Origin of the sequence: Rhizobium sp. SSA_523 (assembly GCF_030435705.1) — a bacterium.
Lineage (GTDB): Bacteria > Pseudomonadota > Alphaproteobacteria > Rhizobiales > Rhizobiaceae > Neorhizobium.
In genome coordinates, this window is sequence record NZ_CP129382.1 from 1,098,017 (window position 1) to 1,112,182 (window position 14,166).

Below are 14,166 nucleotides of genomic sequence, written 5' to 3' on the forward strand. Positions count from 1 at the left end.
CCCATGCCCATGCGCCCCGGTGATATCGAAGACATGATCAAGGCGGGGATACCGGGTGCCAAAGTCACGATTCGCGATCTGGCCGGCGATGGCGACCATTATGCGGCTGAGGTTGTCGCGGAAGCCTTTCGCGGCAAGACCCGCGTGCAGCAGCATCAGATGGTCTATGAGGCGCTGAAGGGCAATATGGGCGGCGTGCTGCATGCCCTCGCCCTGCAGACCTCCGCACCGGAGTAACCTGCTCAGCGGGGCCGTCTTCGGCTCGGCCCCGCTTGGCTCGGCCCAACTTGGCTTGACCCTGCTTGGCTCGGCCTGCGTGGGTCAGCCCCGCGTGGGTCGGCCCTGCGTGGGTTGGCTTGATGCGATCGGCCATACCTCCGGTCGTCCATCACCAGAATTGATCCATGAAGACAGTAAAGGTGGCTGGAAATTGCACCGGCAGGTGTTATCTAGTAGCGGAAGTTCGCTGATAGAAGCTCACGTGACCCGCCTCGCCGCGACAGGCGAGTTTTCGCATGGCCGGCTCGCCGCGCGTTTGCCCGGCTGGTGACGCAAGGCCATAGGAGAGGGCCACGTCCCGGGTTTCGATCGGCAAGATTTGGATATTCAGCTCGGAACGCCTGGACCTTGAACCCGGGCAGGAAAGGACAAGAGCCATGAGCGCAGTTCACGATATGATCGATAGCCAGGTGAAGGGCAGCGATGTCGTGCTCTTCATGAAGGGCACCCCGCAATTCCCGCAGTGTGGTTTCTCGGGCCAGGTGGTCCAGATCCTCGATTATCTCGGCGTCGATTACAAGGGCGTCAATGTTCTGGCGGACCAAGACATCCGCCAGGGCATCAAGGACTATTCGAACTGGCCCACAATCCCCCAGCTCTACGTCAAGGGCGAATTCCTCGGCGGCTGCGATATCGTGCGTGAGATGTTCCAGTCCGGCGAATTGCAGAATCATTTCCAGGAACAGGGTATCGCCGTTCGCGGCGCTGCCTGAAGGCCCTTCTGCTGGTACATCCAGCGCTTTCATTTCAGAAAGAGGCGCCGCCATCCCCGCGGCGCCTTTCCATTTTCAGGATAGATCTTGTGACGACCGTAACCAATGTGGCGCCTTCCCGCCTTCAAGGCATGGGCAAGGCGGAATTTATCGGCATGATGGCCATGTTGATGGCGCTCAACGCGCTTGCCATCGACATCATGCTGCCGGCTCTGCAGGAGATCGGCGCCGCGCTCGATGTTAGCGATGTCAATGATCGCCAATTCATCGTGTCATCCTATCTCTTCGGCTTCGGCTTTGCCCAACTCATCTACGGCCCGATTTCCGACCGCTTTGGGCGGCGCAAGCCGATGATCTTCGGCCTGACGCTGTATATCATCTGCGCTCTGGCCATCGTGGCCGTGCCGTCCTTTTCCGGCCTGCTGCTTCTGCGCTTCATCCAGGGCGCCGGCGCTGCCTCCACCCGCGTGATCACCGTTTCCATCGTCCGCGACGTCTATGGCGGGCGGGCCATGGCGGAAGTCATGTCGCTGATCATGATGGTCTTCATGATCGTTCCGATCATTGCGCCGGGCACGGGCCAGTTGATCATGCTGGGCGGCGACTGGCACCTGATCTTCCTGTTCATTGCGGTCATGGCGGTCGCCATTCTGGTGTGGATGACCATGCGCCTGCCGGAAACCATGGCGCCGGAAGACATGCGGCCCTTGACCCTGCGCTCGGTCATCGGCGGCTTTCGCATCGTCCTCACCAACCGCATCGCGCTCTGTTACACCATTTCTGCCACCTTCATCTTCGGCGCCCTGTTCGGCTTCATCAATTCGGCGCAGCAGATCTATGTCGGCATTTATGGGCTGGGCGCCTGGTTCCCGCTGGCCTTTGCCGCTGTGGCCGCTTTCATGTCGCTGTCCTCCTTCCTGAATGCGAGGCTTGTCGGACGCTTTGGCATGCGGCGCCTGTCGCATGCCTCGCTTCTGTCCTTCATCGCCATCACGGTCACCTGGCTGGCCGTTCAGGTTTTCGCCTGGCAGCCTATGCCCTTCCTGCTCTTCCTGAGCTTCTTCGGCCTTGCAATGTTCATGTTCGGCTGGATCGGCGCCAATTTCAACTCGCTCGCCATGGAGCCGCTTGGCCATGTCGCCGGCACGGCGTCGGCAGTTCTGGGCTTCATGAGCACGGTCGGCGGGGCGGCGATCGGCGCCCTGATCGGCCAGGCTTTCAATGGAACCGCATTGCCAATGGTGGCGGGCTTCTGCGCGGTCTCCTTCATCGGCCTGTTCTTCGTGCTGCTCGCAGAGCGCGGCAAGCTGTTCCAGCCGCAAAATCCACGGGTCTGAACGGGACAACGAAGGCGCGGGGCAGCGGAACCAGACAAGGACCGGCGGTTCGACACGACCCGCCGGCTCTGCGCGAGGAAAACGATCGGCCGATCAGCCGATCAGCCGATCAGAGCGTCGCGCAGGCTGTGCCAGCTATCGGCATCGGTGGCCACCAGCAGGCCGCCATCCAGATCCGTCGGTCGATAGGGGCTCGCGTCGAAATGGCGCACATAACCGCCTGCCTCCTGCGCGATGAGCGTCCCGGCCAGGTGGTCCCAGGGCATCAGCTTGTTGTAGAGCACGAAATCCACATGCCCGCCGGCAAAGGTGCGATATTCCTGCGCCGAGCAGCGATAGGAAGCGAACATGCGCACCTTGGCGAGATTGGCCAGGATCTTCTCGCGCTCCTCACCGAAGAAATAGCCGGCCGAGGCCATGCCGATCATCGCGGGAACGGGTTTCGCGGCGGCGACGGACAGTTTCAACGCATCGCCATCCGGCCGCCGCAGGAATGCCCCGCCGCCCTTTTCAGCCATGACCCAATCATCGCCCATCGGATCATAGATGATGCCCGCAATGGTTTCCTGACGATAGACGATCGAGGCCATGACGCCGAAGGCGGGAATGCCTGACGCGAAGTTGAAGGTTCCGTCGACCGGATCGACGACCACGGCCAATTCGGCGTCGGCAAGCTTCGACAGGAGCTGCGGATCGGCTGCCACCGATTCCTCGCCAATGAACAGAGCCTCCGGCGCAAGAGCCTCGACCCCTGCCCTGATCACGCGCTCCGCATGAATATCGGCCTCGGTCACCAGATCGGTGGCCTCGCTCTTGGCACGGACATCCTCATGGTTCAGGCGGCGAAAGCGCGGCAGAATTTCCGCTTTGGCGGCATGACGCAGCACGTCCGCCAAGGCGATCACATCAATGGACATGGGAAACCTCAACTGGTCTGGGAGGGGGTGAGGGAGGCGAAATCGAAGAGATTGGGATCGAGGAGATGCGACGGATTGACATGCGACAAGGCCCGCAGCATGCGGTCCTTGCGGCCGGGCATCTGCATTTCCATCGCCGTCAGCATCTGCTTCATGGCATTGCGCTGCAAGCCGTCCTGTGACCCGCACAGGTCGCAGGGAATGATGGGAAATTGCATGGCTGCGGCAAATTTTGCGAGATCCTCCTCGGCGCAATAGGCGAGCGGCCGAAGAACCAGAAGATCCCCCTCGTCATTCAGCAGTTTCGCCGGCATGCCGGCCAGTCGGCCGCCGTGGAAGAGGTTCATGAAGAAGGTTTCGAGAATGTCGTCCCGGTGATGGCCAAGGACCAGCGCTTCGCATCCTTCCTCGCGGGCGACGCGATAGAGATTGCCGCGCCGGAGCCGGGAACAGAGCGAGCAATAGGTGGCGCCTTCCGGCACTTTTGCCTTCACCACGGAATAGGTGTCGCGATATTCGATGCGATGGGCAATGCCGAGGCCGGACAGGTAATCCGGCAGGATATGTTTAGGGAAATTGGGCTGTCCCTGATCCAGATTGCAGGCGACGAGCTCCACCGGCAACAGGCCGCGCCACTGCAGATCCATCAAGAGCGCCAGCAGCGAATAGGAATCCTTGCCGCCGGACAGGCCGATCAGCCAGCGGCGCTGATCCTTCAGCATGGCGAAATCATCTATGGCCTGGCGGACCTGCCGCAGGAGCCGCTTGCGCAGCTTGTTGAAGGCGGTGGTTTGTGGCGCATGACGAAAAAGGCCGTGCAGGAAACCGTCATCCTCCGGCAGGTCCCCCGCCAGATCGCCTCCCAGATCGCCCACCAGATCGCCCACCAGATCGCTCCTGAGAGCGCCTGATGCGTCGCCCGACAGGCTCACGGGCGGGCTTTCCGGCAGAGGGTCTGGCCGGTTTTCCGGCAGGCTTTCCAACAGCCGCTCCGCCATCTCCTGTTTTGCGACCGCCAGCGTCACAGCCTTCTCCTGTCATTCATGCGCGCCAGGACACCCTGTCCGCGCCAGCCCGTTTCGATGGCTCAACCGGCAATCGCCGCTGCGACCGCTTCGATGGCGTCATCGGCCTTGGTGCCGTCCGGCCCCCCGGCCTGCGCCATATCGGCGCGTCCGCCGCCGCCCTTGCCGCCGAGCGCGACAGAGGCCGCCCGCACGAGATCGACGGCGCTCAGCCGGTCGGTCAGGTCCGCAGTGACGCCGACGACGGCGCTCGCCTTGGAATCGGCACCCACGGCGATCAGCAGCACGACGCCGGAGCCGAGCCCGGTCTTGGCCTCGTCCACCAGCCCCTTCAGATCCTTGGCTTCGACGCCGGTCACGACCTTGCCGAGATATTTGACGCCAGCCACATCGCGCACCTCGGCCGCACTACCGCCCTGGGCGCCGCCCATGGCCAGCTTGCGACGCGCCTCGGTCAGCTCGCGCTCGAGCTTGCGGCGCTCATCCATCAGGGCCTCGACGCGCGGCAGAAGCTCACCCGGCTGAACCTTCAGCACGGAGGCCAGCGCCTTGACCCGCTCATCCTGTTCGGCGAGATAGGCGCGCGCGCCCTCCCCGGTGACCGCCTCGATGCGGCGCACGCCGGAGCCCACGGCGCTTTCGCCAAGCACCCGCACCAGGCCGATCTGCCCCGTCGCGGCCACATGCGTGCCGCCGCACAATTCAACCGAATAGGCCTTGCCCGCCTTGGCGCCTTCCAGCCCCGTCCCCATCGAGACGACGCGGACCTCATCGCCATACTTTTCTCCGAAGAGCGCCATGGCGCCCTCGGCAATCGCATCATCCACGCTCATCAGCCGGGTGGTGACCGGGGCGTTTTGCAGGATGATGGCATTGGCCATGTCCTCGACCCGCTGCAACTCCTCGGCACTCATCGGCTTGGGATGCGAAATATCGAACCGCAGGCGCTCCGGCGCCACAAGCGAGCCCTTCTGCGCCACATGCGTGCCAAGAACCTCGCGCAACGCCTCATGCAGGAGATGGGTGGCGGAATGATTGGCGCGCAGCTTGGAGCGGCGATGATGATCGACCGACAGCACCACGGCCTCGCCGGACTTCACCTCGCCCTCGGCCACCACGGCCGAGTGGACGAACAGGCCCTCGCCCTTCTTCTGGGTGTCGGTGACCGTCAGCCTTGCCCTATCGGTGGTGATCTCACCGGTATCGCCCATCTGGCCACCCGATTCGCCGTAGAAGGGTGTCTGGTTGACCACGACCTGCACGACATCACCGGCCTTGGCGCCCTCGACGACGCCACCATCGCGGACGATAGCCTGAACCACGCCTTCGGCGCTCTCCGTGTCATAGCCGAGGAATTCCGACGCGCCGAATTTCTCTTTCAGCTCGAACCAGACATTTTCCGTGGCCTTTTCGCCGGATCCGGCCCAGTTGGCGCGGGCCTCGGCCTTCTGCCGCTGCATGGCATCGTTGAAGCCGGTCAGATCGACGCCGATCCCGCGGGCCCGCAGCGCGTCCTGGGTCAGGTCGAGCGGGAAGCCGTAGGTGTCATAGAGTTTGAAGGCCGTCTCTCCATCCAGCGACTGGCCCTTGGTGAGCGTCTCCGTCGCATCGGAAAGGAGCGACAGGCCGCGCGCAAGCGTGGCACGGAATTTTGTCTCTTCCAGCTTCAGCGTCTCGGAAATCAGCGCCTCGGCCCGACCAAGTTCAGGATAGGCGCGGCCCATCTCGCTGATCAGGACCGGCAGGAGCCGATACATCAGCGGTTCGCGGGCGCCGAGCAGCTGCATGTGGCGCATGGCCCGGCGCATGATCCGGCGCAGGACATAGCCGCGCCCTTCATTGGAGGGCAGCACGCCATCGGCGATCAGGAAGGCGGACGAGCGCAAGTGATCGGCAATCACCCGGAAGCTTGCCGCCTGGTCTCCCTCGGCCTTGCAGCGCAGGACGTCTTCGGTCGCGGAGATGAGCGAGCGGAAAAGATCGGTGTCGAAGACGCTCTGGACCCCCTGCAGGATGCAGGCCATGCGCTCCAGACCCATGCCGGTATCGATCGACGGACGCGGCAAGGGTGTCCGCTCGCCCGGCGCCGTCTGATCGAACTGCATGAAGACGAGGTTCCAGAATTCGAGGAAGCGATCGCCATCCTCTTCCGCCGAACCGGGCGGGCCGCCCCAGACATTCTCGCCCTGATCGATGAAGATTTCCGAGCACGGTCCGCAGGGACCGGTATCGCCCATCTGCCAGAAATTATCCGAGGTGCCGATGCGGATGATCTTGTCGTCGGAGAGGCCGGCAATCTTCTTCCACAGCGTGGCGGCATCTTCGTCATCGGCATAGACCGTGACCAGGAGGCGCTCTTTCGGCAGATCGAAATCCCTGGTCACCAGGTTCCAGGCGAGTTCGATCGCCCTTTCCTTGAAGTAATCCCCGAAGGAGAAGTTGCCGAGCATTTCGAAGAAGGTCAGATGGCGCGCCGTATAGCCGACATTGTCCAGGTCGTTATGCTTGCCGCCGGCACGCACCACCTTCTGCGACGTGGAGGCCGTGCTGTAGGGTCGCGTCTCAAGGCCGGTGAAGACATTCTTGAACTGCACCATGCCGGCATTGGTGAACATCAGGGTCGGATCGTTGCGCGGCACGAGCGGGCTCGACGAGACAATCTCGTGACCGTTCTTCCGGAAGTAGTCGAGGAAGGTCGACCGGATTTCATTCACGCCACTCATGCAACAGCCCTTATACCCCCGCCTGCGGCGGTCTCTCTTTTAAAACCACTGGCTTTTAGCCTTTGAGCCCCACCCTGTCCAGCAGAACGAAAAACCGGCCGCGCATCCTCAAATGATACGCGGCCGGCCACAGCTCTATTCGAATTTTTCGACAGGATCAGGCTTCGCCGTCACCATCGCCGTCGGCGTCATTGGGATCCGGACCGCCATTCTGCAGGAAGCGGTCGGCAATCAGTCCGGCATTCTGGCGCAAGGCCGTCTCGATCTCGCGCGCCATCTCCGGATTGTCGCGCAGGAAGGTCTTGGCATTCTCGCGACCCTGGCCGAGACGCTGGCTGTTATAGCTGAACCAGGCGCCCGACTTCTCCACGATACCGGCCTTGACGCCGAGATCGATCAGTTCGCCGGTCTTGGACACGCCTTCGCCATACATGATGTCGAATTCCACCTGCTTGAAGGGCGGTGCCATCTTGTTCTTGACGACCTTGACGCGGGTCTGGTTGCCGACAACCTCCTCGCGCTCCTTCACCGAACCGATGCGGCGAATGTCGAGACGAACCGAGGCATAGAATTTCAGCGCATTGCCGCCGGTCGTCGTTTCGGGCGAACCGAACATGACGCCGATCTTCATGCGGATCTGGTTGATGAAGATCACCATGCAATTGGAGCGGGAGATCGAAGCGGTCAGCTTGCGCAAGGCCTGGCTCATCAGACGCGCCTGCAGGCCGGGAAGGCTGTCGCCCATTTCGCCCTCGATTTCGGCGCGCGGCGTCAGAGCCGCAACCGAATCGACCACCAGAACGTCGACCGCGCCGGACCGCACCAGCGTATCCGTGATCTCCAGCGCCTGCTCGCCGGTATCCGGCTGCGAAATCAGGAGGTTCTGCAGATCGACGCCGAGCTTGCGGGCATAGACCGGGTCCAGCGCATGTTCGGCATCGACGAAGGCGCAGATCCCGCCCTTCTTCTGGGCTTCCGCAATCGTCTGCAGCGCCAGGGTTGTCTTACCCGAGCTTTCGGGACCGTAGATTTCGACGATACGTCCCTTGGGCAGGCCGCCAATGCCGAGCGCGATGTCGAGGCTAAGGGAGCCTGTGGACACGGTTTCGATTTCAACCACGCTTTCATTCGCGCCGAGCTTCATGATCGAGCCCTTGCCGAAAGAGCGTTCAATCTGCGAAAGGGCCGCCTCCAGCGCCTTGCTTTTATCCACCGTCTTGTCCTCTACGAGCCGCAATGAATTCTGTGCCATCCGTTCCACCTTTAGGTTATTGCAGCCCGTCGGGCAACAAACATTGGATGTGCTTTTTGTACTCTTTTTGTTCTGGTTTGGCAAGCCATTGCTAAGCGTTTGATATCGAAGTCGATTTCGAACGATGTTCCGCTTTCGTCCCGGCGCTGCCGCACATGTGCGGCGCGGCCTGATTCGCCGATTGGCGCCGTCTCGCCATCCACAGCTTTATGAGGCCCATCGCGGCTGTTCGGTCCCCGCGAGGATCACCGGCATGCCGTATCCGCAAGCACGAAGGGACTTGCGTCAATCCTTGCGGTCGAGCATTTCGCGCACGGCCACCGCCAGCTGCTTCAGCGAGAAGGGCTTGGGAAGGAAGCCGAACTTGGCATCGGCCGGCAGATTGCGGGCAAAGGCGTCTTCCGCATAGCCGGAGACGAAGATGAACTTCAGGTCCGGATAGGTCTTGCGCAATTCCCTGAGCAGGCTCGGCCCGTCCATTTCCGGCATCACGACGTCCGAGACGACGATATCCACCTTGCCGTCCAGCTCTTCCATGATGTCGAGCGCTTCAGTCCCCGATCCTGCCTCATGCACCGTGTAGCCGCGGGTTTCCAGCATGCGCTTGCCGCCCCGCCGCACCGCCTCTTCATCCTCCACCAGCAGAACCACGGCCGAATTGCCGGTCAGGTCCATATCCGCCGCCTGGCTGTCCGCCACCGGCGCCGGAGCGGCCTGAACCGTCACATTCGCACCATCGCCCTCTGCCTGATCCGCGGCCGGCTTTACCTCCGGCACATGGCGCGGCAGGAAGACGCGGAAGGTCGTGCCCTTGCCGACCTCCGATTCGGGATAGATGTAGCCGCCGGACTGTTTGACGATGCCATAGACCATCGAGAGGCCGAGCCCTGTCCCCTTGCCGACTTCCTTGGTGGTGAAGAAGGGCTCGAAGATCTTGTCCATGATATCGGGCGGGATGCCTGTTCCGCTGTCGGCCACTTCGACCAGCACGAAATCTTCCGCCGGCAGGCGGGCAATGGCAAAATTCTGCACTTCCTCCGCCGGCACATTGCGTGTCCGGATGCGGATCTGGCCACCCTGCGGCATGGCATCGCGGGCGTTCACGCACAGATTGATCAGCACCTGCTCGAATTGCGAGAGATCCGTGCGCACCGGCCAGAGATCGCGGCCATAATCCACGTCCAGCTTGACATTGGTGCCGGAGATCAGGCGATCCACCAGCATGCGCAGGTCGCCCACGACATCGGTGAGGTTCAGCACGGCGGGCCGCATCGTCTGCTTGCGCGAAAAGGCCAGAAGCTGGCGCACGAGCACCGCCGCGCGATTGGCATTGCGCTTGATTTCCATCAGATCGGCGAAGCTCGCATCCGAAGGACGCGCCTGCAGCAGCAGATGATCCGAGGAGAGAAGAATGGCCGTCAGCACATTGTTGAAATCATGCGCGATGCCGCCGGCGAGCGTGCCCACCGCGTTCATCTTCTGCGTCTGGGCCATCTGCGTCTCGAGCGCCTTCTGCTCTGTCGTCTCGACGGCATAGACGATTGCAACTTCCTCGGGCGCCTCGTCGCTCTCGTCGATCACGGCATTGACGTAGAAGCGAACATGCCTCGCCTCATCCCCTGGATGGCGGCAATCGATCGGCGCTATGTCGCCCTGCCGGTCCTTCGCCGCCGAAAGCGCCCGCTCCAGTTCGGCAAGCGCGCTGTCATGCACGATGGCGTCGAGATTGGTGCCCGCCTCCACGTCATCGCGGGAGACGACGCCGGCAAACAGCCGCAGGAACGGCGCGTTGATCCGCAGGATGCGACCGTCGCGGCCGACCGAGGCGATCGCCATCGGCGTATTGTTGAAGAAGCGCGTAAACCGCATGGCGGAGGCCGATTGATCGGCGCCCTCGCCGCGCGGCCGCTCCAGCACGATGGTGCGGCTTTCCCCGGGTGCCCCGTCCCGCATAGACGAGACGCTGTGAACGAGCCGGACGGGCAGGCTCTGGCCATTGCTGCGGCGCAGATCGAGATCCAGCGTCTCCGTGCGCGTCTGGCCCGGCCCCGCCTGCACGGACTGGATCAGCGCCATGCCTTCGCCCGCCACCATATCGGCAATCGACATGGAGCCGGCCACGAATTTCGTCAGGTCGAGGCCCAGCCATTCCGCCAGCGTGGCGTTCAGATAGAAGACTTCACCCTTCTTGCCGGCGGAAAAGAAGCCGGCCGGCGCATGATCGAGATAGTCGATGGCGTTCTGCAATTCGCGGAAGAAGCGTTCCTGGTCCTCGCGCTCGGAGGTGATGTCGGCGATCTGCCAGACGTCGAGCGACAGCTTCTTCTGCGGCGCCGTCAGCAGCCGCGCCTTCAGCCGGTACCAATGGGCGCCGGAACCGCTGGCGGAATTGCGTCCGAGCGGCTTCATGAGGCGGAATTCCTCATGGCTCTCACGGCCTTCGCGCAGCGCCGCCGTCAGCCGGTAAAGCGCTTCCGTCGCCTCGCGATTCTTGGACAGCAGCGCTTCCAGCGATTGCGCATTGGCAGCCTTGGTGGCCCCCGTGAGACGGCCATAGGCGGCGTTGGCATACAGGATGCGACCGCGCTGGTCGGTGATCAGGATGCCGTCGGGATGGCTTGCCAGGTAGGCGCTGGCGAATTCGTCCGAACGCGATTGCGGCATCACCTCCACTAGACCGATGATCGAGGAGACGATGAAGAAAATTCCGACCATGGCCAGCACGCCGAGCACGCCCAGCACGATCTCGTTGTCGAGCGCGTTTCGGAAAACGACGAAGGCGATCGACACGCCGATCAGGACAAGCGCCAGGAGCAGCAGGCGCAAGACTGTCCCGCCCCGCCTTCCGCGGTCCACCAGGGGGGCATCGTAGCTGCCGGCCGGCTGGGACTTCGTCATCACACCTCGCATTTCGACCACTCGCAGAAGAGGGTCCTGGAATCGCTCCGCCTGTCTTCCTTAGCAACTTGCAGCGCCAGCAAAAAGCGCCGGAGCACAGAAACCCGTTGAAGACTGCACCTTCGCACTTGCTCGCGAAGCCGCGCCTTCCATATTCGCACGAAATGACAGCAGCCAGAGGCAATAGGCCTGTCTCTGATACTCCAAGCTGGCTTGCCGCAGCCTTGCGACTTGCCTAACCTGCCGGCGCACCGGCAAAGAGCATTGTTCATCGGCGCTTGCGGCCTCCTGCTTCTCCCGCGCGCGCCCTCCATACGTCCCTCGCGGTTGGGGCATTGCCTCCGCAAGCCCGCCCCGCAGGGATTGTTGCCGGCGGCGGGGCACATATATTCGGCGCATTGCGCTGCACAAGGTTTGCGCATCGCGCCTTGTCATTGTCTGCGCGTCGCGCCTCGTCATTCCGGCGCAGCCCGCGCTTTTACACATCCGGCGCGCTTTGCGCTGCCAGTATCCGGCGCGAAAGCGCCATAGTCGAAGGAGCACGATCCGAATGTTCGAAGATCTGATGAGCGATTACGGCAGCAGGCTGTTGATCGCAGTTGCCGGAGTCGGCCTCGGTCTCGTCTGCCTGTTTGTCGTGCTGATGCTGCTGAGGCGCCGGCGCGGCCCTGCTCCCTTCCTGCGCGGCGGCAAGAACCGCCAGCCGCGGCTGCAGGTTCTCGATGCGGCAGCGGTCGATGCGCGCCGGCGCATTGTCCTGATCCGGCGCGACGAGGTCGAGCATCTGGTGATGATCGGCGGCCCGACCGATGTCGTCATCGAAAGCGGCATAGGCGGCCAGGCTTATCAGGCCCAGACCTATCAAACCCATGAGGGCCAGATACACCAGGGCGGCCAACAGGGCCTTCCGCAGCCGAAACCCTCCGAGCAATTGCAGGCTCCGGCCGAGCCCGTGCGGCTGGACAGGCCGCTGCAGCCGGCGCAACTATCGGCGCCCCAGGCAGACGCCCCTGTAGACCTTCCGGCCTCTGCCGCGGCCTCTGCCGCTTCCCTCGCCTCTACCCCTTCACCTTCCCTCGCCTCTACCCCTTCCCCTGTCCCTTCCCCTGCGCCTGCCTCGATCCCTGTCACGGCCAAGTCCTCCGCCCGGGCCTCTGCTCCGGTCCTTGCCGCTGGTCCGGCGTCGGGGCTTGCTGCTCGCGAACCCGTTCGTGAGGTTGCCCGTGAGACCGCCCGTGAGATGACCCGTCAGGCCGCCGGGATTGGGTCCGGCGCGGCGACGTCCGCGCCATCCGCCCCCGCCGAGAGGATACAGGCACCCGTCGCACCGGCCCTTGAACCGACTTTCGAACCGACCCTGGAGCCGATCGCAAAGCCCGCATCCGAGCCGGTCCCCTCCGTCGATGCCGATCTCCCGAAGCCTGTCGAGGCCGCAGAGATGCAGCCGCCTGCGCCGCGCATCGACCTGGACGAGCCGCGGCCGGAACCGGCAAGGGTGACGCCGGCAGCAGCGCAGCGGCCGGCCATGGCTGCGCAACCGGCGCCACGTCCGGCCGGTCCGACGCGGTCGGAGCCTTTCGTCTCCACCACGACTGCGCGACTGGAGCCGCGTCTGGCTGGCGATGGCGGGCCGGAAATCGATATCGACCCGCCGGCCGAAAGCGTGGCCGCGCCACAGCCGGCGCCTGCGCCGCAGGCTGCCCGCCTGCCGGAGCATGCCACGCCGGATATCGGCGCGGCGAGCGACGCTCTTGATGCGGCACGGCGTCGGGTCTTCCAGCCGGCGCTTGATCGCACGCCGGAGGCGCCCATTCGCACGCCTGAGGAATTTGACAGGGTGACTCCGGCCGCCTCCCCCTCCGGACATTTGACTGCCCAGCCCGTATCCTTGCGTGGTTCCGACAGCAGCACCCCGGCTGGCCAGGCCGCCCGGCCGCATATGCTGGGCAGCGATTTCGACCGGATCCTCGAGGAGGAGATGGCGCAGAATCTCGCAGGCGATCCGCCGACCGCCATGCCGAGACCCGGCGGCCTTCAGGGTCGGCGCGAACCGGCTGCTCCGCGGCTCACCGGCGCCACGCCGGAACCCTCGCTGCAGCAGGAGGTGGCGCGGATCTTCGGCGAAATGTCGGTGACGCGCGAGGACCGCACCTGATCCATTGACCGGACGTTCGGCCAGGCCCGAGGCAGTGCTGCATCGGGCCGCATCCGGGCGGAGCGGAGAAACGTGGCAGTGCCTTGCTTCAAGAGCTCCCCCGCCTTTGGCTTTTCGTCGCCGACTCGACCAGCCTTTGTCGGCTCAGCTGGTCTTCGCCAAACATTTCGGTCGCGCAAACCCGGCGTGGCTTGGAAGGCGGCCATAAAAAAGGCACGCGGTAAAGGCGTGCCTGGAAATTGCTGAGTCGCTTGAAAAGAGGGGCGCCGTCTATTCGTCCCGGTATACCTTTTCCCGACGTTCGTGGCGCTCCTGCGCCTCGATCGAAAGCGTCGCGATCGGCCGTGCATCGAGGCGCTTCAAGCCGATCGGCTCGCCGGTTTCCTCGCAGTAACCGTAGGTACCGTCTTCGATGCGCTGCAGAGCGGCGTCGATCTTGGAGATCAGCTTTCTCTGACGGTCGCGGGCACGAAGCTCGATGGCCCTGTCGGTTTCCGAGGATGCCCGGTCGGCGAGATCGGGATGATTGGCACTTTCTTCAGCAAGGTGGTCGAGCGTTTCGCGCGCTTCTCTCAGGATGTCATTTTTCCAGGCTATAAGCTTGGCTCGGAAGTATGCCTTCTGATTGGCATTCATGAACTCATCATCTTCCGAGAGGACGTAGCTGCTAAGGTCGATCTTCTCACTCAACGCGATTCTCCTGAAGAACAGCTCTCACGCGGCGTCCTATACTCCATTCTCACCTGCCGATTCAAGCCTTAGAACCGCGAAGTCACCATTTTTAAAACTGACATAAAATTCGGCTAAATGATTAATCCTTAAGCTCTTTCAGTAAAACCGACAGATATTCAGCTCTAATCACGATTC

The 14,166-nt window shown here is 63.1% G+C and carries 10 protein-coding genes; 4 read left to right on the forward strand and 6 right to left on the reverse strand.

The genetic code is table 11. The annotated features are described in order from the left end of the window. The first annotated feature begins 3 nt into the window (after window positions 1–3). The 3 genes from QTJ18_RS13685 (at window position 4) to QTJ18_RS13695 (ending at window position 2,329) form a co-directional block, all read left to right on the forward strand. The gene (locus QTJ18_RS13685) at window positions 4–237 is read left to right on the forward strand and encodes a BolA/IbaG family iron-sulfur metabolism protein (protein WP_252750761.1); all 234 of its coding nucleotides are present in this window, start codon (window positions 4–6) and stop codon (window positions 235–237) included. Between the two features lie 419 nt (window positions 238–656). Beyond that, window positions 657–992, forward strand: a complete 336-nt coding sequence (gene grxD, locus QTJ18_RS13690; protein WP_252750762.1) for a Grx4 family monothiol glutaredoxin — start codon at window positions 657–659, stop codon at window positions 990–992. 131 nt (window positions 993–1,123) lie between these two features. Next, complete coding sequence (locus QTJ18_RS13695) at window positions 1,124–2,329, forward strand: multidrug effflux MFS transporter (RefSeq protein ID WP_252751323.1); 1,206 nt, start codon at window positions 1,124–1,126, stop codon at window positions 2,327–2,329. 101 nt (window positions 2,330–2,430) lie between these two features. On the opposite strand, the gene QTJ18_RS13700 is transcribed toward QTJ18_RS13695, so the two are convergent. The 5 genes from QTJ18_RS13700 to cckA form a co-directional block, all read right to left on the reverse strand. Beyond that, the gene (locus QTJ18_RS13700) at window positions 2,431–3,246 is read right to left on the reverse strand and encodes an inositol monophosphatase family protein (RefSeq protein WP_252750763.1); all 816 of its coding nucleotides are present in this window, start codon (window positions 3,244–3,246) and stop codon (window positions 2,431–2,433) included. 8 nt (window positions 3,247–3,254) lie between these two features. Continuing rightward, window positions 3,255–4,271, reverse strand: coding sequence for a tRNA 2-thiocytidine(32) synthetase TtcA (gene ttcA / locus QTJ18_RS13705; RefSeq protein WP_252750764.1), 1,017 nt, complete (start codon window positions 4,269–4,271; stop codon window positions 3,255–3,257). Between the two features lie 62 nt (window positions 4,272–4,333). Beyond that, the gene (alaS, locus tag QTJ18_RS13710) at window positions 4,334–6,994 is read right to left on the reverse strand and encodes an alanine--tRNA ligase (protein ID WP_252750765.1); all 2,661 of its coding nucleotides are present in this window, start codon (window positions 6,992–6,994) and stop codon (window positions 4,334–4,336) included. Between the two features lie 157 nt (window positions 6,995–7,151). Further along, a complete protein-coding gene (recA, locus tag QTJ18_RS13715; RefSeq protein WP_252750766.1) occupies window positions 7,152–8,246 on the reverse strand; it encodes a recombinase RecA in 1,095 nt (364 codons plus the stop codon). 285 nt (window positions 8,247–8,531) lie between these two features. Further along, window positions 8,532–11,144 (reverse strand): cell cycle histidine kinase CckA, encoded by a 2,613-nt coding sequence (cckA, locus tag QTJ18_RS13720; protein WP_252750767.1) that lies wholly within the window; start codon window positions 11,142–11,144, stop codon window positions 8,532–8,534. A 550-nt stretch (window positions 11,145–11,694) separates the two neighbouring features. Between cckA and QTJ18_RS13725 the strand changes: the two genes are divergently transcribed. Next, window positions 11,695–13,299 (forward strand): flagellar biosynthetic protein FliO, encoded by a 1,605-nt coding sequence (locus QTJ18_RS13725; protein WP_252750768.1) that lies wholly within the window; start codon window positions 11,695–11,697, stop codon window positions 13,297–13,299. Window positions 13,300–13,569: 270 nt separating this feature from the next. On the opposite strand, the gene dksA is transcribed toward QTJ18_RS13725, so the two are convergent. Next, window positions 13,570–13,989: an RNA polymerase-binding protein DksA gene (gene dksA, locus QTJ18_RS13730; RefSeq protein WP_165219299.1), complete on the reverse strand. Its 420-nt coding sequence runs from the start codon at window positions 13,987–13,989 to the stop codon at window positions 13,570–13,572. Window positions 13,990–14,166: the final 177 nt, after the last annotated feature.

Bases quoted from the DNA above. Each gene is read 5' to 3' on its own strand.
- QTJ18_RS13685 (WP_252750761.1), top strand. From the start codon at position 4: ATGCCCATGCGCCCCGGTGATATCGAAGACATGATCAAGGCGGGGATA.
- grxD (WP_252750762.1), top strand. From the start codon at position 657: ATGAGCGCAGTTCACGATATGATCGATAGCCAGGTGAAGGGCAGCGAT.
- QTJ18_RS13695 (WP_252751323.1), top strand. From the start codon at position 1,124: ATGGGCAAGGCGGAATTTATCGGCATGATGGCCATGTTGATGGCGCTC.
- QTJ18_RS13700 (WP_252750763.1), bottom strand. From the start codon at position 3,246: ATGTCCATTGATGTGATCGCCTTGGCGGACGTGCTGCGTCATGCCGCC.
- alaS (WP_252750765.1), bottom strand. From the start codon at position 6,994: ATGAGTGGCGTGAATGAAATCCGGTCGACCTTCCTCGACTACTTCCGG.
- recA (WP_252750766.1), bottom strand. From the start codon at position 8,246: ATGGCACAGAATTCATTGCGGCTCGTAGAGGACAAGACGGTGGATAAA.
- cckA (WP_252750767.1), bottom strand. From the start codon at position 11,144: ATGACGAAGTCCCAGCCGGCCGGCAGCTACGATGCCCCCCTGGTGGAC.
- QTJ18_RS13725 (WP_252750768.1), top strand. From the start codon at position 11,695: ATGTTCGAAGATCTGATGAGCGATTACGGCAGCAGGCTGTTGATCGCA.